The 19607-nt window shown below is 60.4% G+C and carries 20 protein-coding genes; 9 read left to right on the forward strand and 11 right to left on the reverse strand.

What is annotated here, in order from left to right:
* Window positions 1-5: 5 nt before the first annotated feature.
* From AC1965_RS01685 to AC1965_RS01700, 4 genes are all read right to left on the reverse strand, one after another.
* Window positions 6-248: a DUF4170 domain-containing protein gene (locus AC1965_RS01685; protein ID WP_483885581.1), complete on the reverse strand. Its 243-nt coding sequence runs from the start codon at window positions 246-248 to the stop codon at window positions 6-8.
* Between the two features lie 66 nt (window positions 249-314).
* Window positions 315-1094 (reverse strand): inositol monophosphatase family protein, encoded by a 780-nt coding sequence (locus AC1965_RS01690; protein ID WP_483885582.1) that lies wholly within the window; start codon window positions 1092-1094, stop codon window positions 315-317.
* Window positions 1081-2427, reverse strand: coding sequence for a TldD/PmbA family protein (locus AC1965_RS01695; protein ID WP_483885583.1), 1347 nt, complete (start codon window positions 2425-2427; stop codon window positions 1081-1083). The genes AC1965_RS01690 and AC1965_RS01695 overlap by 14 nt, the downstream gene beginning before the upstream one ends.
* Window positions 2428-2572: 145 nt before the next feature.
* The gene (locus AC1965_RS01700) at window positions 2573-4105 is read right to left on the reverse strand and encodes a DUF2125 domain-containing protein (protein WP_483885584.1); all 1533 of its coding nucleotides are present in this window, start codon (window positions 4103-4105) and stop codon (window positions 2573-2575) included.
* Between the two features lie 146 nt (window positions 4106-4251).
* Between AC1965_RS01700 and AC1965_RS01705 the strand changes: the two genes are divergently transcribed.
* Genes AC1965_RS01705 through AC1965_RS01715 form a run of 3 tightly spaced genes read left to right on the forward strand, consistent with a single transcriptional unit; the run spans window position 4252 to window position 6820 of the window.
* Window positions 4252-5001, forward strand: a complete 750-nt coding sequence (locus tag AC1965_RS01705; RefSeq protein WP_483885585.1) for an SDR family oxidoreductase — start codon at window positions 4252-4254, stop codon at window positions 4999-5001.
* Window positions 4998-5642 (forward strand): enoyl-CoA hydratase/isomerase family protein, encoded by a 645-nt coding sequence (locus AC1965_RS01710; RefSeq protein WP_483885586.1) that lies wholly within the window; start codon window positions 4998-5000, stop codon window positions 5640-5642. The genes AC1965_RS01705 and AC1965_RS01710 overlap by 4 nt, the downstream gene beginning before the upstream one ends.
* Complete coding sequence (locus AC1965_RS01715) at window positions 5639-6820, forward strand: TIGR03862 family flavoprotein (RefSeq protein ID WP_483885587.1); 1182 nt, start codon at window positions 5639-5641, stop codon at window positions 6818-6820. Before AC1965_RS01710 ends, AC1965_RS01715 begins: the two co-directional genes overlap by 4 nt.
* Here AC1965_RS01715 and AC1965_RS01720 read toward each other — a convergent pair.
* The 5 genes from AC1965_RS01720 to AC1965_RS01740 all read right to left on the reverse strand — a co-directional run bounded on the left by AC1965_RS01720 (window position 6817) and on the right by AC1965_RS01740 (window position 12041).
* Window positions 6817-7410, reverse strand: a complete 594-nt coding sequence (locus AC1965_RS01720) for a glutathione S-transferase family protein (protein ID WP_483885588.1) — start codon at window positions 7408-7410, stop codon at window positions 6817-6819. The genes AC1965_RS01715 and AC1965_RS01720 overlap by 4 nt on opposite strands.
* A gap of 17 nt (window positions 7411-7427) precedes the next feature.
* On the reverse strand, window positions 7428-8426 hold the full coding sequence (gene holA, locus AC1965_RS01725; protein WP_483885589.1) for a DNA polymerase III subunit delta: 999 nt from the start codon (window positions 8424-8426) through the stop codon (window positions 7428-7430).
* A complete protein-coding gene (lptE, locus tag AC1965_RS01730; RefSeq protein WP_483885590.1) occupies window positions 8423-8923 on the reverse strand; it encodes an LPS assembly lipoprotein LptE in 501 nt (166 codons plus the stop codon). Before lptE ends, holA begins: the two co-directional genes overlap by 4 nt.
* Window positions 8910-11456: a leucine--tRNA ligase gene (leuS, locus tag AC1965_RS01735; protein WP_483885591.1), complete on the reverse strand. Its 2547-nt coding sequence runs from the start codon at window positions 11454-11456 to the stop codon at window positions 8910-8912. Before leuS ends, lptE begins: the two co-directional genes overlap by 14 nt.
* Window positions 11457-11540: 84 nt before the next feature.
* On the reverse strand, window positions 11541-12041 hold the full coding sequence (locus tag AC1965_RS01740; RefSeq protein WP_483885592.1) for a DUF3576 domain-containing protein: 501 nt from the start codon (window positions 12039-12041) through the stop codon (window positions 11541-11543).
* Between the two features lie 405 nt (window positions 12042-12446).
* Here AC1965_RS01740 and AC1965_RS01745 point away from each other — a divergent pair, with 405 nt between their 5' ends.
* Together AC1965_RS01745 and AC1965_RS01750 are read left to right on the forward strand one after the other, a co-directional pair.
* Window positions 12447-13397, forward strand: a complete 951-nt coding sequence (locus AC1965_RS01745; protein WP_483885593.1) for a porin — start codon at window positions 12447-12449, stop codon at window positions 13395-13397.
* A 102-nt stretch (window positions 13398-13499) separates the two neighbouring features.
* Window positions 13500-14153, forward strand: a complete 654-nt coding sequence (locus tag AC1965_RS01750) for a YggS family pyridoxal phosphate-dependent enzyme (RefSeq protein ID WP_483885594.1) — start codon at window positions 13500-13502, stop codon at window positions 14151-14153.
* On the opposite strand, the gene AC1965_RS01755 is transcribed toward AC1965_RS01750, so the two are convergent.
* A complete protein-coding gene (locus AC1965_RS01755) occupies window positions 14143-14637 on the reverse strand; it encodes a L,D-transpeptidase family protein (protein ID WP_483885595.1) in 495 nt (164 codons plus the stop codon). The two genes, AC1965_RS01750 and AC1965_RS01755, sit on opposite strands and share 11 nt — an antisense overlap.
* Window positions 14634-15722, reverse strand: coding sequence for a GTP cyclohydrolase II (gene ribA / locus AC1965_RS01760; protein WP_483885596.1), 1089 nt, complete (start codon window positions 15720-15722; stop codon window positions 14634-14636). Before ribA ends, AC1965_RS01755 begins: the two co-directional genes overlap by 4 nt.
* A 163-nt stretch (window positions 15723-15885) precedes the next feature.
* Between ribA and AC1965_RS01765 the strand changes: the two genes are divergently transcribed.
* From AC1965_RS01765 to trxA, 4 genes are all read left to right on the forward strand, one after another.
* Window positions 15886-16572, forward strand: a complete 687-nt coding sequence (locus AC1965_RS01765; RefSeq protein ID WP_483885597.1) for a response regulator transcription factor — start codon at window positions 15886-15888, stop codon at window positions 16570-16572.
* Between the two features lie 243 nt (window positions 16573-16815).
* Window positions 16816-17778, forward strand: coding sequence for a zinc-dependent alcohol dehydrogenase family protein (locus tag AC1965_RS01770; RefSeq protein WP_483885598.1), 963 nt, complete (start codon window positions 16816-16818; stop codon window positions 17776-17778).
* A gap of 68 nt (window positions 17779-17846) precedes the next feature.
* A complete protein-coding gene (locus tag AC1965_RS01775) occupies window positions 17847-18635 on the forward strand; it encodes an exodeoxyribonuclease III (protein WP_483885599.1) in 789 nt (262 codons plus the stop codon).
* 55 nt (window positions 18636-18690) lie between these two features.
* Window positions 18691-19605, forward strand: coding sequence for a thioredoxin (gene trxA / locus AC1965_RS01780; protein WP_483885600.1), 915 nt, complete (start codon window positions 18691-18693; stop codon window positions 19603-19605).
* Window positions 19606-19607 lie beyond the last annotated feature (2 nt).

Here is a 19607-nt window from a genome sequence, read left to right on the forward strand (position 1 = left end):
GTGCCTTAGCCCAGCTCTTCGGTTGAAGAGGCGGCTTTTTCTTCGTCCCGCAGGCGGTGTAGATGCGCGATGAAATAGCGCATATGGGCGTTATCTACGGTCCGGTGCGCTTCGGCTTTCCATGCGTTATAGGCGCCGGCGTAATCCGGGAAAATGCCGACGATGTGGATGTCATCGACATTTTTGAAGGCGTTTTTCGTCGGATCGACAAGTTCGCCACCAAATACAAGGTGCAGGCGCTGGGTCATGGTTCTGTCCTTTGTTTCGTCAGATTTGCTTTGAAGCCTGACACGTGGGTACCCAGATGGGCGCGGTCACGCAAGGGCGTCAATCAGGGCCCTCTGTACGGCAGTGCCGCCCGATACAATTCCGTCAACGCGCGGATCGGCATTGTTGAAACGCAGCGGTGCGCCGGAGGTCGTGGTGCTGGCCCCGCCCGCTTCCGCGACGATCAACGTGCCAGCGGCAATGTCCCATTCCCAAGTCCGTCGCAGAGTGACCATGGCGTCGAAACGGCCCTGTGCCACTAATGCCATGCGATAGGCCAGTGAGGGGCGATAGCTGCGCCGGAACGCAGGCGCCGCGCCGCCGTGCCAACGCTCGGCCACCAGCGCAGGCCGCGCGGCCAGAACGGTGGCCTGCGCCAGATCGTTGAGGCCCGTTGTTTTGATCGGTTTGCCGTTCAATGTGGCGCCCTGACCCTTGGCCGCTGCAAACAATCTGTCGCGCAACGGTAGATAGACAACAGCGGCGGTGACTTCTCCTGCGGTGGCGATGGCCAGCGAATGTGCCCAAGTCGTTTCGCCCGCGACAAAGCTACGCGTTCCGTCGATGGGATCAATGATGAACACCTGATCATGCGCCAGCCGGGCTTCGGTGTCTTCGCTTTCCTCTGACAGCCAGCCATAGTTGGGCCGTGCCGGGCGCAGCGTCGCCAGCAATTGTTCATTAACAGCCAGATCTGCCTCGGTCACGGGCCCTGCGTCGTCAGGTTTGTCCCAGCGTTTCGCGGTCGGACCCGCAAATCTGCTGGCCACGCGACCCGCCTGACGCGCCGCTTCGATCAGAAGCGAAAGATCATCATGCGCCTGCAAGGGTCATTCCCGTCACCAGCAAGGACGGCACCACCTGGCTGAGATGGGTGCGGGCATCGTTGGCGGGGATCACGCTGCGCAGCATGTCGCGCAGATTGCCCGCGATGGTGCAGCCGCTGACCGCATGGGTGATTTCACCGTTCTCGATCCAAAGCCCCGCTGCCCCGCGTGAATAGTCGCCGGTGTTGGGATTGATCGTGCTGCCGATCATCGAGGTCACCAGCAGGCCGGTGCCCATGTCACGGATCAGATCCTCGCGACTGGCGCTGCCCTGGGTCAGCGCGATGTTCCAGTTTGACGGCTGCGGGCCAGACCCGGTGCCGCGCGCCGCGTTCCCGGTAGAGGCCAGTCCCAGCTTGCGCGCGGTTGCCAGATCAAGGGTCCAGCCCTGCAAAACCCCGTTTTCCACGATGGCGCGGCGCGCGGTGGGCAACCCTTCGCCATCAAATGGGCGCGATCCCGAAGCGCGGGGGCGGTGTGGGTCTTCGACCAGGGATATTCCTTCGGGCAGGACACTGTCACCCAATGCACCGCGCAGCCAGGATGCGCCACGCGAGATAGCGCTGCCATTGCTGGCTGCCAGCAGATGCCCGATCAGCGACGAGGACACACGTTCATCAAACAGCACCGGATAGCTGCCTGTCGGCGGTTTGATCGCCCCTTGCCGTGCCAAGGCGCGGGTGGCGGCGCTGGTGCCAATGTCCTCGGGGTCGCGCATATCTGCCTGAAAGATGCGGCTGTCGCCATCGTAGTCCCGTTCCATCGCGGTTCCACTGCCGACGATAGCAACGCAGGACGTGCCACGGTTGGTCCGGGCATAGCCGCCCTCAAAGCCGTTGGTCGCCGCGAGATATACTTGCTGCGCGCCGTACCCGGCACTGGCCGATTGCACCTGTGACACGCCCTTCACAGCAAGCGCCGCCGCTTCGGCGCGCGCTGCGTCGTCTTGCAAACTTGCTGCCGCTGGTTCGGCATCGGGGTCATGCAATTCCAGTGCCTGCACGTTCCAATTGGTTGCCAGTTGATCCGCCATCGCGAGGCCCGCATGGGGGTCTTCTGGCGCTTCGCGGGCCATGGCCACAGCGCGGGCGGCCATTTCGTCGATCGTGCGTTGCGATATGTCTGAGGCAGACACATGCGCCGACCGCTGGCCGACAAAGACCCGCAGGCCGATGTCGACCCCTTCAGAGCGTTCGGCCTGCTCTAACGCGCCGCCGCGAACGTCGATGGAAACCGAACGCGCACTGATTGCCATGGCGTCAGCGGCATCCGCCCCGGCGGCCTCGGCGGCTTTGAGCAAGGATTTGGTCAGGGCATCAAGTGGCTGCGTCATGCAAAGGCTCCGATTGGTTGTCCAGAGGGGTAGCCCCCTGCCGGAGGAGGGGCAAGGGCAGCGGCAATTTTTCCCGCTCCAGCATGGTCGCAAATGAAAATGGGCGCACCCGCAGGCACGCCCATCCTGGTCATCCGGGCGGAAATTACTTGATCCGCTGACCGTTGGCGAGGATCTGCCCCTCGTCCGTAAATTCGATCTTGGATTTCAGCGTGTCTTCGCCATCACCCGGAACCGCAAAGAGACCCATCATCATCCGCGCGCCCATTGCCTGCTCTTCTGGCAAAAGGCCCATGGCGACCAGTTTGTCGAGCAACCCATTGCCTCCAACCAACGACAGATCAACTGCACCTACCGGCTTGGGCATTCCGTCAAAGGTGACCTTGTCACTGTTGTCGAAGGTGAAATCGCCCGACCCGTCGAATTTGGCCCCTACTGCATCCAGCGCCAGCTTGTTCACCGTCAACGCCTGAAGTTCGCCAGGTTCAGCTTCGCCCATCTTGGCCGCTGAATCGGGGTCCATCAGGTCAAACAGCAGTTTCGCCTTGCCCGACAGATCGACAACCAGTGTCGCAGGATCGCGGGGTAATTGGCCGGTTGGGTCAAAAATACCCCAGATCATGTCCGACATTTTGAACTGGTCCAGCGTGAAGCCAAGCGCAAAATCCTGTGGGTCGTCGGACTTGGAAACCGGCATCTTCAGGTTGAACCCACCTTCGGCCATGCTTATGGCAATCGGAAATGGCATAGCGGTGGCGGTGATGTTGACGTCGATGTCTTTTTGCCCGCCGGCATAGGCCAGCCCCTCGGCACCCATTTCAACGCTCAGATTGCCCCCGGACGACGACGAGGTCAGCGCGAAGTCGCCGTTTTCCGGGTCAGATACATTCATTTCCGTGTTACCGGCGCCCAAGGTGACGTTGCCATCAACGGAAAAACCCGCCGCCAGCATCGCGGCCATATCGCTGGCATCGACCAATGTCATAGGGATCTTGCCAATACCGTCAAAGTTCAGGCCAGACAAACCACCCTTGATGGCGACCGCCACCGGATCTTCGGGGTTCTTGATGGCTATGTCGTATTGCACGCTGTCGACCTGACCTGTCTGGGTGTACTCACGCAGGTCGCCAATGATCATGTCGGTGCTGCTGCTGACGCCCGTCGCAATCACATTTATCTTGGCATTTTCCTCGCCAAAGGTATCCGGACCCACCTGCACGCGATCCAATGTAACCGAGATGGTGTCGGCATTGTAATCGTACTTCAACTCGTCCGACGATCCGCTCGCCGTCATGGCGTGGCCAGTTTGGGCGTAGTTCAACACCAGTTCGACAGGTTTCGCATCGTCGCCTTCGGGCGTAATGTTGATGGTCATCGGCATCGCCTCTGGCATCACGATCGCCACGGAGCCGTCGCTGTTCTGCGTAAAGGTCAGGGTGCCCAACGACATCGACATGGAGCCTTCGTCTTCGGGTAGTTCCATCTGAAGTGCGATGTCGCTGACAATCAGATTGTCGCCATCCGGGGCCTCTTTTGCGTCAATCTTGTACCCCATCCCCTCCATATACTGACGCCAGTCGCCCCACACCTCGGCGGGGGTAAGATCGGCAAATGCGGCTTGGGATAGCAGGGTGACGGGCAGAGCCAGAGCAAAGCTTGGAAGGGTAAATCGGGACATGATGAAATTCCTTGTGGCAATTGATCGAGGCAACGTCTGCCAATCGCCTCGCAGCGTCAAGGCTGCACAGGACTGGACCATACCCCTTCGGCAGATTACCACAGGGCAGGAAAAATGTACAAAAGACCCTTCAGAGGAATGATGCGATGGATATGACAGGCAAGACGATACTGATCACCGGTGCAAGCCGCGGTATCGGCGCTGAAACCGCGCGGGTTTTCGCCAATGCCGGGGCCAATGTGGCGCTGCTGGCGCGCTCGCAGGACGCTATTGCCGATCTCGCGGGTGAGATCGGCAGCCGTGCCATCGCCATCCCCTGCAACGTTGCCCGATTCGGCGAAGTCGACTCGGCCGTTGAAACGACGATCCGGGCGTTTGGGGGGCTCGACGTGTTGGTCAACAATGCGGGCGTGATCGACCCGATCTCGCATCTGGCTGAGGCCAATCCAAATGATTGGGGTCAGGTGATCGACATCAATGTCAAAGGCGTATTTAACGGCATGCGCGCGGCGCTTCCGGTCATGAAAGCCGCCGGGGGAGGGTCCATTCTGACTATCTCGTCGGGTGCCGCCCACAGCCCGATCGAAGCCTGGAGCCACTACTGCGCCTCCAAGGCCGCGGCGAACATGATGACGCGCTGCCTGCATCTGGAAGAAGCCAACAATGGCATTCGCGCAATTGGCCTGTCGCCCGGCACCGTCGCCACGCAAATGCAGCGCGAGATCAAGGCCAGTGGGATCAACCCTGTCAGCCAGCTCGATTGGGAGGTGCATGTCCCTGCCGATTGGCCTGCGCGGACATTGCTATGGATGTGCAGCCCCGAGGCGGACCGCTTTCTAGGCGAGGAAATCTCGCTGCGTGACGAGGACGTACGCCGCGCTGTCGGGCTGACATGATAGAGCTCACCCGCGCCGCTGACGTCTGGACGGTCACCCTGAACCGCCCCGAAAAGGCCAATTCGCTGACCCATGCGATGCTGGTAGAGCTGGCCGAAATCATGGAGCAGGCGCAAACAGCGCGTGCTGTTATTCTGACCGGGCAAGGCAAGGTGTTCAGCGCCGGGGCCGATCTGGACGAAGCCCGCGCCGGGCTTGCGAAATCCGATGTTTGGGAACGTCTGTCTGGCGCCATCGCGGCGCTGCCGGGGCTTAGCATTGCGGCGCTGAACGGCACGATCGCCGGTGGCGCGATGGGGATGGCTCTGGCCTGTGATCTGCGGATCGCGGTGCCAGAGGCGCGGTTTTTCTACCCGGTGATGAAACTCGGGTTCCTGCCGCAAGCTTCAGACCCGGCGCGCATGGCAGCGCTGATTGGCCCCGCACGAACCAAGTTGATTTTGATGGCTGGACAAAAGATCACCGCAGATGAGGCCCTGAGCTTTGGCTTGATCGATCGGATCGTGCCTGCGGATCGGCTGATTGACCAGACCACGGACCTATTGGCCGATACCCTTGCCGCGTCCGCCGAGGTTGCCGGCGGCATCAAAGCGATGTGCGCCAGTGAGACGGAGCGCGCAGCCCCACCAACGCGCCGATGACACGCGCGCTGGTCATCGGCGGTGGTCCGGCAGGGCTTATGGCGGCCGAAATGTTGGCTAAGGCCGGCTGCACTGTCACCCTGTGCGAGGCAAAGCCGTCAGTTGGGCGCAAGTTTTTGATGGCTGGTAAATCGGGGTTGAACCTGACCAAGGCAGAAGCGCAAGAACCGTTTATGGCTGCATATGCCGAGGCCACCGGCCCGCTGCGCCAGATGCTTGGCACCTTTGACAACACGACCGTGCAGGCCTGGGCCGAAGGGCTTGGGCAGGATGTGTTCACAGGATCAACCGGACGGGTATTTCCACGCGCGATGAAAGCATCGCCGTTGCTGCGGGCATGGTTGAAGCGGCTGGCAGATCATGGGGTGCAGATCAACACCCGGTGGCGCTGGACAGGTTGGCAGGATGAGGAGCTGTCATTTGAAACGCCTCAGGGCGTTCAGGTGATTGCTGCCGATGTGACCGTTTTGGCACTGGGCGGGGCAAGCTGGGCGCGTCTGGGGGCCACGGGTGAATGGGCCACCCTGCTCGCCGCGCGGGGCGTGCCATTGGCCGATTTTGCCCCTGCCAACGCCGGCGTTTCGGTGAATTGGTCCGATCACATGGCACAACATTTTGGCGCGGCGTTGAAAGGTATTGCGCTGTCCGCCGGGGTATTCGCATCGCGCGGCGAGGCAGTGATCTCGCGTCATGGGCTGGAAGGCGGCGGGGTCTACTCGGTGTCGCGTGGTCTGCGCGAGGGGAAGGCGCTGTTGATTGACCTGCTGCCCGATCTGACGGTTGAACAGGTGGCGGAACGCCTGGCGCGCCACCGTGGCAAGGCGAGCATGGCCAACCATCTGCGTAAAATGCTGAAACTCAGCCCGGCGCAGATCGCGTTGGCGCAGGAGATGGCGCGGCCGTTGCCGCAGGACCTTTCGGCGCTTGCCAAGCTGCTCAAGTCGCTGCCGATCACGCATTCAGGGTTGCGCCCGATGGATCAGGCGATTTCAACGGCTGGCGGCGTGCGCTTTGACGCGCTGGACGATGGGCTGATGTTGCGCGATCTGCCGGGGGTGTTTGTGGCTGGTGAGATGCTGGATTGGGAAGCCCCTACCGGGGGCTACCTGATCAACGGATGTTTGGCGACGGGGCGTTGGGCCGGACTGCGCGCAGCAGAGTGGGCGGCCAACCCCTAGCCGTTTTCCTTGGCCATAGCGGCCTGAAAAGCCGGGCGGTCCCGCATGGATTTGGCCCAGAGGTTCAGCTTGTCATCCACGCGCGGAAAATTCGCCCCAATCGACCAGTTGATGCAATGTACTGCCAGCAAATCCGGCAGGCTGATCTGATCGCCCATCAGAAACGGCCCGTCCAGCCTGTCAGACAGAGTGGCCGCGGCGCGTTCGAACTCGGCTCTCAGGCTCTCCTTGATCGCAGGCACGCGTGCCTCTTCGGGAAAGACAAAGCTGTGCTTGGCTGCCGCCCAGAGGATCGCGTCAAATTCGTCGATCAGCCAGAGCGTCATGGCATCCTGCCGCGCCCGGTCGGGTGTGCCTGCGGGGGCGGTCAGTTGGCCGTGCTTATCAGCCAGGTAGGTCATGATCGCCACGGAATCGGTTAACACGTCTGCGCCGTCAACCAGTGCGGGTATCTTGCCCGACGGGTTGAATTTCTTGGCCTCATCCGACCGCGCGGCAGCGGGGTTCAGATCGTAGGGCTGACCGATTTCTTCAAGCATCCACATAACGCGGAAGGCACGGGATTTGGTGGCGCCGATGACAGTGTACATGGCAGGTCCTTTCAAGGTCAGCGTTGAGCGCCCAGCATGGCGAGGCGGATAAAGGTGCGTTCGACCAATGCCAGTGCCGGGGCGTGCTGGCCCGCCGATCGCAACGTCAGATCGGTGTCGGTCAACTCGGCCAATGCGGTTTCCAGCTTGGCGGCGCCCCATTGCTTGGCCTGCCGCATCGCGCGGTCGCGGTCGCGCACGCCGTAGATCGGCGCGCCGGGGCTGGCCGCAATGCGGTAAAGCGTGCGGAAGTGTCGAATCGCCATGATGCACAGGGTCACCGCGTTTACGCCCTGGCCTTGCAGCTTGCTCATCACCGGTCCGATGTCAGCCGCTCGGGCCTCGGCCACCACATGCAGGATGTCGTCCACCTCAGCCTCAGTCGAGGTGGGCGCGCAGGCGGCGATGTCATTCAGGGAAACCGGGCTGGGGTCGCTAAGCTTGTACAGGGTGATCTTTTCAAGCGTCTGGCGGAAATCACCGGGGTCCAGCACGCGTGCCAGATCGCTAAGCGCGGCCATCGTATCGTCCTGAGGCGTCAGACCCGCGTCTTTGAGCAACTGTTCAATCTCTGCACGGTCGGGCGGGTTGTCATAGATCGCGGCGGCGTAGGCATTCTTGTGAGTTTCAAACGCCTTGAGAACCTTCGACGTTTTCTTGAGGTCGCCGCCGGTCACCACGATCTGCGCGTCACCTGTCTGCCAGTCCGCCAGCGTGTTGATCAGGATCTGGGCGATATTGTCATTGGCGTCTTCGACCAGTGCGGCGCGCGGGCCGGGGAAAAATCCAACCGCTTTGATTGCATCCAGCAGCAACGCCGGGTCGCGGCGCAACTCGGCGGCGGGCATGCGGGTCAGGCGCATTTCCTCTTCGGCGTTCGGACCTAACAGGTTTTTCAGGAATTCCTGCCGTTTCAGCGCAACGCGCATGGCATCGCCGCCGTAGATCAACAGCCCTGTTCGCCCGTTTTCGGGGCGCGCGAACAGACCCTTGGCATCGCGCGGTGACAGTTTCATTGTGTCAGGTCGGTGGCGTGCAGACGGGTGACGATCTGATCGGCCAGAATGGTCATCAGCCGTTTCTGCGCATCCTGCTCCGCCGCCAATGTCGCGACCGTGGTGCCGGTTGCGGAATAGCCGGTAAAACTTTCGACTTTGCCGGATGTCACGATCTGCCCGGTGGTCAGGTCGCGCAGGGCGAAATCGGCGGTGCCAAGGATGTTGTAACGGGTGGTCGTGCCCGTGCTGTCAATTGCCAACCCGTCTTCTTGGGTGGTGATGGTCAAGCCAAGGCCATAAGCAGGTGCATTTGTACGGCCCAGCCGGGTTTCCAGTTCGCGGACCAGGAAATAGCCAAAGCGGTCGTCAGGCGTGTCCACCAAGACCCGGTTTTGCAGGGCCGCACCTGTCCCGCCCGGCCCATAGACCGGTTGAAACCCGCAGGCGCTTAGGGCCAGCAGGGGCAGGATCAGCAGAAAACGGCGATTAAACCGAGGTGTTCTACGCAACGACATTCACAATCCGTCCCGGCACGACGATGACCTTTTTCGGAGCGGCCCCGTCAAGTGTTCGAATGACAGCTTCGTGCGCCAGCGCGATTTTTTCAACCTCTTCCTTAGGCATGTCGGCAGGCACCTGTATTTCGGCGCGGCGTTTGCCGTTGATCTGGATCGGCAGGGTGACGGTGTCGTCTACCAACATTGCCTCGTCGGCCTGTGGCCAAGGCGCTTTGACAATCAATCCCTCGCCGCCTTGATGCGCCCAGATGTCTTCTGACAGGTGCGGCGTCATGGGTGACATCAACTGCGCCAGCGTCATGATGGCCTGCCGCTGTGCATCGTACCCGGCCTTGGATTTCTGCAAAGTTGCGGTAAAGGCGTAAAGTTTTGCAATCGCGGCGTTAAACCCAAAGGATTCGATGCCCATTGTCACGTCATGGATCGTCTTGTGCATGGCGCGCAGCAGATCGTCGTCGCCTTCACCCTTGGCGGCGCGGTCCATTTCGCCCACCCGATCACAGATGTTCCAGACCCGGTTGAGGTGCTTGAACGCTGCATCGGCGCCCGAGGCCGTCCATTCCACATCCCGTTCGGGGGGCGAATCGGACAGAACGAACCAGCGCGCCGTGTCGGCCCCATAGGCCGAGATAATGCTAAGCGGGTCGACCACGTTTTTCTTGGACTTCGACATTTTCGCAGAGGGAATGATCTCCACCTCGGTGCCGTCGGCCAACTTACCATCGGTCACATCTTCGGGCAGGTGATATACCGGGCGGTCGTTTTCACCGCGAGTCTGATAGATCTCATGCGTGACCATGCCCTGCGTAAACAGCGCGTCAAACGGTTCAATAGCGCTTTCGGGCAGGTGGCCGGTGATCTGCATCGCACGTGCAAAGAACCGGGAATACAGCAGGTGCAGGATCGCGTGTTCAATGCCGCCGATGTATTGATCGACATTCATCCAGTATTGCGCGTCTTCCATCACTGTGGGCGTGTCGGCGCGCGGGGCGGTGAAGCGGGCAAAGTACCACGACGAATCGACAAATGTGTCCATCGTATCGGTTTCGCGCTTGGCCGCGGCTCCGCAGGCCGGGCAGGCGCAGTCGCGCCATGTCGGGTGCCGGTCCAGCGGGTTACCGGGCGTGGAAAAATCCACGTCATAGGGCAATTCGATGGGCAGGTTTTCTTTCTTTTCCGGCACCACGCCGCAGGCATCGCAATGCACCACGGGAATCGGGCAGCCCCAATAGCGCTGCCGAGACAGGCCCCAGTCGCGCAGCCGGTACTTGGTCACGCCCTGGCCGATGCCGTTTTCCTCGCAAAAGGCGATGGCGGCGTCGATGGCTTCCAATCCGGTCTGCCATGCGTCGCCCGCAAACCCGGAGTTGTAAAAGACCTTTTCGGTCTTGGGGGGCACATAGGCTTCGGACAGTTTCGGGCTGGTGTCTTCGCTTGGCAGATAGGTCGATATGATGGGCAGACCGTATTTGGTCGCGAATTCGAAATCGCGCTGATCGTGGGCCGGGCAGCCAAAGATGGCGCCGGTGCCGTAATCCATCAGGATGAAGTTGGCGATATAGACGGGCAGTTCGTGTGCCGTATCGAACGGATGGCGGACGCGAATACCAGTATCCAACCCCAGCTTTTCGGCCGTCTCAATGGCTTCTTCGGTGGTGCCACCCTTACGGCATTCAGCGCAAAATTCTGCCACAGCCGCATCATCGCGTTCCAGCGCCTTGGCCAGCGGATGATCGGGTGAGACGCCAACAAAGGCTGCGCCCAGCAGCGTGTCCGGCCTTGTGGTGTAAACCTCGATCCGGTCATGACCTTCGGGGGCATCGATAGTCGAGAACGCAAATTGCAGCCCGCGCGATTTGCCGATCCAATTGGCCTGCATCAGTTTGACCTTGGCTGGCCAGTTATCAAGACTGTCCAGCGCGGCCAGCAGTTCTTCGGAGTGGTCCGAGATCTTGAAGAACCACTGTGTCAACTCGCGCCGCTCAACCAAGGCACCAGAGCGCCAGCCGCGTCCGGCTTCGACCTGTTCGTTGGCCAAAACGGTCATATCCACCGGATCCCAGTTCACCACAGCATTCTTGCGATAAACCAGTCCGCTATCAAGGAAGTCGAGGAACAGCGCCTGTTGCTGCCCGTAGTAGCCCGGATGGCAGGTGGCGATCTCGCGGGACCAGTCGATCGACAGGCCCAGCGGCTTCATCTGCTTTTTCATCTCGGCAATGTTGGCATAGGTCCAGTCTGCGGGGTGACCGCCGATGGCCATTGCGGCATTTTCGGCAGGCATCCCAAAGGCATCCCAGCCCATCGGGTGCAGCACGTTATGGCCCGTCGCGATCTTGTAACGCGCGATGACGTCGCCCATCGTATAGTTGCGCACATGGCCCATATGGATGCGCCCCGACGGGTAGGGAAACATCTCAAGCACGTAGTACTTGGGCTTGTCCGCGGAACGGACGGCCTGAAAAATGCCATCCTTTTCCCAGGCCTGCTGCCAGCGGGTTTCGATTTCTGCGGGGGTATAGCGGGGCATCGGGCGGACCTTATGACATGAAAAACGCCGGGCTGCTGCTTTCACAAAGGCCCGGCGTTGACGTGGTTTGATGATATGGCGGGCTTAGAACTTGTTATCGGCGATGCGCATTTCGCGCGCCCGGCTGAGAATCGCATCTTCGACAGCGCGCGATGTTGCCGTGCTGACGGGGCGGCCGCCGCTGGTTTGCAGGGCCACGTTCAGCGAACGGGCATCAAGCGCCGGATCGTCGATCAACACGGTGGCACGGTAGGCGCGGCCACCGCCGGGCGGTGTGCCATACCCGGTGACAATTACACCAGTGAACGGATCAACTGATTGTACGGGTAGAAAATTCAGCACTTCTAAGGACGCGGACCACAGGTATTTGTTCACCGAGACATTGGTGTCATTGCTCTTGCGGTTGAAGATCGACCAAATCGTGTTGTTTGGATTAGTCTCAATGTTATTGGGATTATTGGCATTGGTATACTGCGCTGGGCGCTCAGTGGCAGGGCTGCCAAGGATACGGCCTCCACCGCAGGCGCTAAGGGCCGCCAGTGCCAAGAGAGAGATTGCGATTCTGCAAACGGTACGACGCGCCATTCCAGCTATCCTTTGCCTGTTTGGCCACTGGTCTACCCAAGCAGACCCCCATCGGCAAGGTCTATGTCGCTCGTAACGGGCGCAGGGTCTATGTCGCTCGTAACGTGCGCAGGGTCTATGTCGCTCGTAACGTGCGCAGGGTCTATGTCGCTCGTAACGTGCGCAGGGTCTATGTCGTGCGTAACGGGCGCAGGTCAGTTCGGAATGCGGCGCTCTATATGTATGTAGCCGCCGTTGGGTCAGGGCCGAGCGACAAAACTGTGGCAAAGCTGCACCATCCACCGCGACATTGCAGCGAACCGATGCGCGATCCTTGCCAAGACCGGGGCATTGGATGCAAACACCCTCCATACCCTTACCGGATTCCCCGGTTTGGGCATGTGAATTCAAACCGAGGGAAAACTCATGAAAAAAGTTCTCTTCGCTACAACGGCTCTGGTTGCGACCGCCGGCGTTGCAGCAGCAGACGTTACTTTCGGCGGCTACGGTCGTTTTGGTGTGATGTACACCGATCCAGCAGGCGCTGGCGCTTCCACAACAAACGTGACTTCGCGTTTCCGCCTGCAGATCGACGCGACAGCAGAATCTGACGCTGGCGTCACTTTCGGTGCCCGCGTTCGCATCCAGCAGAACAACACCGACAGCACAGGTGGCATTTCCGATCCCGATGGCATCCCAGCAAGCGGTGACGAAACCCTGACGTCGAACGGTCCTGCCGGTACCGGCATCAACGGTGTGCGCTTCTTCGCTCGCTCCGGTGGTCTGGAAGTTGGCGTTGGCAACATCTACGGCGCTCTGGAATTCATGCCTGGCATGTACCCAATCGACCTCGGCCTGACCGGTCTGGGCTATGACTACACCGCGTACAACTTCCGCGGCGATGCATACTCCTCCGGTGGCGCTGGCGCAGCTGGCAACAACGGCGTTGAAGTCATGTACTCCGCAGGCGACCTGTCGGTGCACGTGTCGGCTTCCGACGTAAACGACCGCATCGCCGGTTACGTTGCGTACACATGGAGCGGCTGGACATTTGCTCTGGGCGCACAGGACTCCAACAACGCAGCTGACACCGAGTTGGCCGCTTCGGTTGGTGGTTCCTTCGGCATGGCCGACGTGACACTGGCATATGCCGACAACGGCACAGCTGGCGATCGCATCGTTCTGGCCGGTCGCTTTGACGTTGGCGCAGCAACAGACGTAGAAGTCTACGTTGTTGACCAAGATTTCGCAGCCAACACAGGCTACGGTATCGACTTCAACCACGACCTGGGCGGCGGTACATCGCTGCGCGGTGGTGTTGCGAAGCGTCTGTCCGGTGCGACAGTTGCCGACCTGGGTGTTCGCTTCAACTTCTAAGTTGAACGACATACTCTGAATATTGGGGCAGGCCATTGGTCTGCCCCTTTTCTTTTGCGCGCCGCTGTTGTTCTGTGCACCCCGTATCAGGAGGGCCAAAACATGAGCTTGCAAGACATTCAGAACCGGATCGCGAAAGCCGAAAAAGATGCTGGGCGCGTTCCGGGATCGGTGACGTTGATCGCGGTCAGCAAGGTTCAGCCTGATTCCCGCGTGCGCGAGGTGCTGGAACAAGGGCATCGCTGTTTTGGCGAAAACAAGGTGCAGGAAGCGGCAGGCAAATGGCCCGATTTTCGCAAGGATTTCGACGGTGTTGACCTACATCTGATCGGTCCGCTGCAAAGCAACAAGGTCCGTCAGGCGATGGAACTGGCCAACGCGATCCACACGCTGGACCGTCCAAAGCTGGCGAATGCCTTGGCGCGGTTGGCGCAAGACCTTGGCCGTTGCCCCGACCTGTTCGTTCAAGTCAACACTGGCGAAGAGCCACAAAAGGCAGGCGTCCTGCCTGCCGATGCCGATGCGTTCATCGCAGAATGTTGTGCGCTGGACCTACCCCTGCGTGGTCTGATGTGCATCCCTCCGGTTGACGAAGAACCCAGCCTGCATTTCGCACTGTTGGCCAAGATTGCGGCCCGCAACGATTTGACAGGCCTGTCGATGGGCATGAGCGGTGATTTCGAACGCGCCATCGCACTGGGTGCGACCCATGTGCGTGTCGGCTCTGCGATCTTTGGCGAACGCGTTACCGGATAATCAGCCGCGTTTGCGGGGTTATCTGCCGGGCGATATGATGCAGATGCGGTCGTGAAACGGCAGCGCATCCCGCTGTAGGCGCGCCGCGCCGCCGCCATTGGTGGATGAAAATCGCAGATCCACGCCCCGGCTCTGCATCGGGCCAGTTCCAGTCTGTCAGGATAACCAAATCATACATCGGATCAGCGCGGCGCAAGGACTCGGACCTGCCGTCATAGGGTGCGCGCACCAAATGATTGTAATCGGGCATCGCAGCATCGTCTGACCACAGGTCGCCGGGGCCGATCGGCCGCGCCCAGGCGGTCGGGGCTGCCATGCGGTCAGCACGATAAAGCATGCCAACAAGCTGCAGCACCCCCCGTGGCGTTGCCCCGTCGCCTTCGCGTTTGGAATTCGTCCGCCCGCCGCTGCCAATGCTGCAAGGATACCGCCGACCCTGAAACCGAAGGCCGGTCGGGGTCAGTACCAGATCGTCGAGCGTCACAGCAGATGGCCCGACTTTGCGGCTTTGGTCGCCAGATATGCGTGATTATGGCTGTTCTCGCCGACCTTCAGGGGAACGCGCTCGCTGACCGTGATCCCGCTCTGTTCCATCATATCTACCTTGCGGGGGTTGTTCGTCAGCAGCCGAACGGCGGAAAAGCCCATAGATTTCAGAATATCCGAACCGATACGAAAATCGCGTTCGTCGTCCTCGAATCCCAGCCGGTGATTCGCTTCGACCGTGTCAAAACCCTGATCTTGCAAGGAATAGGCGCGCATCTTATTCGCCAGGCCAATGCCGCGCCCCTCTTGGTTCAGATACAGCAGCACACCGTTACCTTCGGCCCCCATCTGCGCCAGCGCCGCGCGCAGCTGTGGGCCGCAGTCGCATTTCAGGCTGCCCATCAGATCGCCCGTAAAGCAGGCCGAATGCAGGCGCGCCAACACGGGGCTGGCGCGATCGGGGCGGCCGATTTCGATGGCGTAATGTTCCTCGGCGCCGTCATCGGGGCGAAAGATATGCAGCCGTCCGGCGTCGGAGACCTCCATCGGCAGGCGGGCATGGATGACCGGGTGCAGCGGGCTGCGTTCGGCCAGAACCGTTTTGGCGGCGGCGAGGTCTATGACTGTCAGACCGTTTTGCCGGGCAAAGGTCGACCCATCGGACAAGTCCAACACCACAGCGGCAGGCAGCAGCCGCGCGGCCTTGATCAGGTGCAGCGCAGCGCGATGTGCCGCTGCATCCCCATCTCGGGCGCTGCGCAATGGGCCTTTCATCGGTGCGCGGAGGTCATCGGCGGGGTCGGCAACGCTTTGGACCCAGGCAGATGTCGCGTCGTCGGGCAGCACGATCCGTGCCAGATCGCCATCATAGGCCCGCGCCTTGAGCGTTTCTGCACGCCGCGCTGTGATGGCCAGCACAGGTGCCCCGCCCAAGGCCAGCACATCTGCGAGCCGCTGTGCGCTGAGCGTTTCGGCAGCCAGTACCAGCACGGCCTGCTCGCCCGTAAACACCACAGGCACGCCCATCCGCAGATCGGCCCGCGCACGCGCCAGTTGTTCGGTGATATCGGGGGCAAAGCTCATGGTTTGGTGCTACTCCGCAGGGGACAGATGATATCTAGGATACTTGGCGCAGGATTGAAACATTTGACCCTATTTCGACACGAGGCTGTGAAAGATTTGCAGCAAACCTTGTCGTGGGGCCCCACAAGGCGCATCTGTAGTGTCACCGCAGACGGAGAACCCCATGGCCCAGCTAAAGAAAATCCTGCTTGTTGACGACGACGACGATCTGCGCGAGGCGCTGAGCGAGCAGTTGATCATGACCGAGGATTTTGATGTCTTCGAAGCGGCCAATGGCGCCGATGCGATGACCCGCGTGAAAGAGGCGCTTTATGATCTGGTCATTCTCGACGTCGGCCTGCCTGATACAGACGGGCGCGAGCTGTGCCGCCTGATGCGCAAGCAGGGGGTCAAAAGCCCGATTGTGATGCTAACAGGCCATGACACCGATGCCGATACCATTCTGGGCCTTGATGCAGGCGCCAATGACTACGTCAGCAAGCCGTTCAAATTTCCCGTGCTCTTGGCGCGCATCCGCGCCCAACTGCGTCAGCACGAGCAATCTGAAGACGCAGTTTTTCAGCTTGGGCCATATACGTTCAAACCTTCTATGAAAGTCTTGGTCACCGAAGACGACAAGAAGGTGCGTTTGACCGAAAAAGAAACCAATATACTCAAGTACCTCTACCGCTCGAACGATGGGGTGGTGCCGCGCGACGTGTTGCTGCACGAGGTTTGGGGGTACAATGCCGGTGTGACCACACACACGCTTGAGACCCATATTTACCGCCTGCGCCAAAAGATCGAACCCGATCCGTCAAACGCGCGCCTGTTGGTTACCGAATCCGGCGGCTATCGTCTGATGGCCTGACACCGGGAACCTTTCCAGCCCGAGTTGGTTGGAAACCCGAGAGGCGGGGTTTTCATGACCTGCCGATCGGTTTGAACCCGACTTTTATGCCCGGGCATAGGCATATTCCTCCCTGTTGGACTGGTCGGGCCACTGTGCCCGACCTTTTTTTTGCCTGATGGCCACAGGGGATGACGTAGCGGCGCGGGGCTGGTCAGCAGCCTGTACCGCAGGCAGAATGGCCCCAACAAAAAGGATCACATAATGAAACAGGTAATCTACGAACGCTTTGGCAACCCGGCAGAGGTGCTGCAAGTTGTCGAGGTAGCACAACAGGCGTTGGAGCAGGGGCAGGTGCGGGTACAGGTGCTGCGCGCGCCGATTAACCCGTCAGACCTGATTCAGGTTACCGGAAACTACGGCGTTAAACCCCCGCTGCCAGCGGTGGCGGGCAACGAGGGCTTGGGCCGCATCGTCGAAGGCGAGGGTGCGGGGCAGCTTGTGCTGTTGCCAGCAGGGCAGGGGACTTGGGTCAGCGAGTTGGTTTGCGACCCGCGTCACCTCGTGCCATTGCCGGATGGTGATCTCGATCAGCTTTCGATGTTGATGGTCAACCCGGCCACCGCGCATTTGCTCCTGAGTGAATACGTCGATTTGCAGCCGGGCGATTGGGTGATCCAGTCTGCCGCGAATTCTGCGGTAGGGAGCTATCTTGTTCAGCTCGCACGGGAACGCGGAATAAACGTCGTCAATGTCGTGCGCCGCGAAAGCGCGATTGCCGGGCTGAAAGAGCTGGGCGCCGATGTGGTGTTGGTCGATGGGCCCGACCTCGTGCGCGACGTCAAGGCCGCGACCGGGGCCAAGATGAAATTGGCCGTCGATGCGGTGGGCGGTACGACATTCGGTAGATTGGGGGCCTGTCTGGAAAGCGGTGGCACGCTGGTCAGCTATGGCGGAATGTCCAACGAGGCATGCGCCATCGACGTCAGTGCCTTGATCTTCAACGACATCCATATCCACGGTTTCTGGCTGGTGAAATGGTTTGAGCGGGCGGACAAGGCGGCGCGCACATCGGTCTATCAATCGCTGACGCGCGCGGTTGCGGCGGGTACGTTGCACGCCCCCATCGACCGGCATTTTACTTTGGATCAGATCGCCGACGCCGCCAAATATTCTTGGGCGGGGGCGCGTAACGGCAAGGTGATGTTGGCGCCAAACGGCGTCTGATTTCGCCATGGCACCGGGCGGCGGCACGCGTTAGGGTGCCGCCGTACCCAAAGCCCGGAGCCAGCACCATGTCCTTTTCCCTTGCCACCTGGAACATCAATTCGGTGCGCCTGCGCGAACCTCTGGTACTGAAACTATTGGCAGAACATGGGCCTGACGTTCTGTGTTTGCAGGAATGCAAAAGCCCGGTCGACAAGATCCCCGTAGAGGCCTTTCGCGCGGCGGGCTACACTCACATGGTGGCGCGGGGCCAGAAGGGGTACAATGGCGTTGCGATCCTGTCCAAGCTGCCGTTGGTCGATGCGGGTGATCAGGATTTCGCCACGCTGGGCCATGCGCGCCACGTCGCCGCGACGCTAGACAACGGCACAACCGTTCACAACTTTTACGTCCCGGCCGGGGGCGACAAGCCGGACCGAAGCATCAATGAGAAATTTGGCCAAAAGCTTGATTACCTTGCAGAAATGCGGGACTGGTTTCATGCAGAAAAGCCCGAGAAATCAATTCTGGTGGGCGATCTGAATATTGCGCCGCGCGAAGATGACGTCTGGGATCACAAAAAGCTACTAAAGGTGGTCAGCCATACCCCGGTCGAAGTCGAAGCGCTGGGAGCTGCGCAGGATGCGGGCGGTTGGGTCGACATCACGCGCAAGGATGTGCCCGAGGGAAATCTTTACAGTTGGTGGTCCTATCGCGCTGCCGATTGGGATGCGGCGGACAAGGGCCGCAGGCTTGATCACATTTGGGCGACATCCGACATTGCACAGGCCGGTCATTCCAGCCACATCGTGCGCGCCGCGCGCGGTTGGCAGCAACCAAGCGACCACGCGCCGGTATTTGCTACTTTTGATCTTTGAATCACGGTGGCGCACGTCCATATAAAGTTAAATGCGACCAAGCGAGGATGACAACATGATGGATCTAAACCTTTCACCAGCCCCGGCAGATGACCTGATCAAGGACACGACTGAGGCGACATTCATGGCCGATGTGGTCGAAGCATCGCAAACCACCCCGATAATCGTTGATTTCTGGGCGCCGTGGTGTGGCCCTTGCAAGACGCTCGGCCCGATGTTGGAGGACGCCGTGCGCGGCGCCAAAGGCGCCGTCAAAATGGTCAAGATCAATGTGGACGAGGCGCAGGGAATTGCGGGCCAGTTACAGATTCAGTCGATCCCGACCGTTTATGCCTTTCACAAGGGCCAGCCGATTGATGGATTTCAGGGCGCGCTGCCGCAGTCCGAGATTTTGGCGTTCATTGACAAGGTGATCAAGGCAAGCGGTGGCGAAGCACCCGGCGATACGCTGGCCGATGCCGTCGAGGCTGCGGATGAAATGCTGGCCGAAGGCGCGACAGCGGATGCGGCCCAGACCTTTGCCGCCATTCTGGACGAGGACGGTAAACATGCCGGAGCTTACGGCGGGTTGGTGCGTGCCCATATTGCGATGGGTGATCTGGACCAGGCCGAGGCATTGTTGAACGGTGCGCCGATTGAAATTTCCAAGGCGCCAGAGCTGGAAGCGGCCCATGCACAACTCGTCCTTGCGCGGCAGGCCGCTGATGCAGGCCCCGTTGCAGAATTGACCGAACAGGTCGAGGCCAATCCGCAAGACCATCAGGCACGGTTTGATCTGGCGCAGGCACTCTATGCCAATGGTGATGCCGAAGGTGCGGTAACCCATCTGCTGACGCTGTTTGGCAAGGATCGCGACTGGAACGACGGGGCCGCCAAAGCGCAGCTTTTCACGATCTTTGAAGCCCTTAAGCCAAATGATCCGGTTGTGCTGAATGGTCGTCGCAAACTGTCGTCGATGATATTTGCCTGAGG

It is taken from the genome of Sulfitobacter sp. KMM 9851 (assembly GCF_057178245.1).